Source organism: Tahibacter caeni, assembly GCF_024609805.1.
Lineage (GTDB): Bacteria > Pseudomonadota > Gammaproteobacteria > Xanthomonadales > Rhodanobacteraceae > Tahibacter > Tahibacter caeni.
In genome coordinates this window covers 1-1,695 of record NZ_JANFVR010000576.1, presented here as the reverse complement: position 1 = coordinate 1,695, position 1,695 = coordinate 1, and the positions used below count along the sequence as shown (strand labels likewise).

General features: G+C 58.0%; 2 protein-coding genes. Both read right to left on the bottom strand.

All coding sequences use genetic code 11. The annotated features are described in order from the left end of the window. Positions 1-158: 158 nt before the first annotated feature. Complete coding sequence (locus tag NON22_RS23925) at positions 159-512, bottom strand: hypothetical protein (protein ID WP_257389489.1); 354 nt, start codon at positions 510-512, stop codon at positions 159-161. 11 nt (positions 513-523) lie between these two features. After that, the coding region (locus NON22_RS23920) for an RHS repeat-associated core domain-containing protein (protein ID WP_306673992.1) at positions 524-1,695 on the bottom strand (1,172 nt) is incomplete at its 5' end.

Genomic DNA, 1,695 nt, shown 5'->3' with positions numbered 1-1,695 from the left:
TGCACTCCGACAGCAGGCCATCCAGCATCGACTCGTCCAACTTCTTCGCCACTCTCTCGCTCCTTGCGACTTGCGCCGCCTTCTAGCAAAGAGCAGCTACACAGTTCAAATTACAGACTCCTGGGTAAGTGAACCTGACCCGAACCTGCAGACCCGATTCAAGTGCACTCAACTTCGCTCTCGCAGACTGGGCACCTAGCAACCTTCGACGTGGTAAGGATCAGCGTCTTGCAAGCGTCGCACCGTCCGCTATTGTTCGCGCCCAGGTGCTTCACATCATCGAGGCCCGGTTGATCAGGGTCAACCGCGGCGGCGAGGATATAGGTCTCCGCTGGTTCGCCCGACATGTGCGAGGTTATACCGATGACATACACATCATTCCAAAAGTCGCCTTCCTCATGTCTTCGGTACTCGTTGCGTGCCTGCATGGCTTCATAGAAAAAGCGTGCAAGGTCTTCGTCGGCAAGAGATCGAAAATACTCCGCTACTTTTGATCGAAATTCGAAGTCCATTTGCTTCACCCTCAAAAACGCAGAATCTTATCACCCGGAAGCAGCACCATCAGTTCCGTAGCCGAGTAACCATTTCGCGCCGCTCGTGCGATGCCAGCTCGCGCTGCATCCTCCGTAAGCCCTACGACTCTTCCATCGATCACGACTCGACTTGACTGGCGTTTGACCGACCACTTGATGTTGCCTGCGACAGCATTGTTTGTCGCAGCCTCAAGCGTCTTGATCTCCCACTTCATTCCGTCGATCAGCGCGTCGGCGCCTTTAACTCCATCGCCCCGCAGAAAGACCTTCGCACCGTTCTTCTCGGCTATAAAAGCAGCAGCAGAAATTTCTTTCCCACTCGGCGGATGCTTGATGCTGTAACGAACAACGCCGGCGCCGTATTTCACTTCCTTCAAGCCACGGCTCAACCATTTCGCGCCAGTTCCGAAAGGCACCATTGAAGCCAGTATCGACCAACCTTCGAATGAGGGCGAGTCGCTGTCCGGATCAGCCAGCTTGTTTCCGAGGTCGAATCCGCTACTGACGTTGAACTCGCTTAAATGTCCAACGATGTTGTTAACCGCACTGGCCTCCACAAGGCTGAAATTACCGGTCGGATCCGTCAACATCGAAGGACTGCCGTTCGCGTAAGTGTATTTGTTGATAGACGGCGGATCTCGATCCACGCCCGGCCAGCTATCCTGCTGCGTAAACCTCCCATTGGCGGGGTTCATGTACCGCGCCCGCAGGTAATAGAACCCCGCATTCGGGTCCCACTGCTCTCCCGTATACATGAAGGCGTTGTCACTGGTCTGGGCTGACGCCGCCGCATCCAGCTCGCCGAAAGCCTCGTAGGTCAGGTGATCGGTGATCGCCGCGGTGTCGTCGGTCAAGAGGCGCGTACTGCCCAGCCCGTCGGCGTGGTAGTAGCGCAGCCCCGCCGGGATGCCGGGACCACCACCGGATCCGGCCACGGCAGGCGTGTAGCGCCGGATTCTGTCGTCGCCTATGGCGTACAACGCTTTCAGTGTGGGCGTGCCGCTGCCCTGCTGCTCGGCCTCCTCGATGACCTGCGCATACGCAGTATTCGGATCGACCAGGTAGTGCGTCGTGACGGGGTTCGCACCGGTCGCATCGGTGGTCTGGCTCAGGCGCGTGCCGTCATGCGCGTAGGCGTAGCGCGTGACCTCGCCGGCCAGGG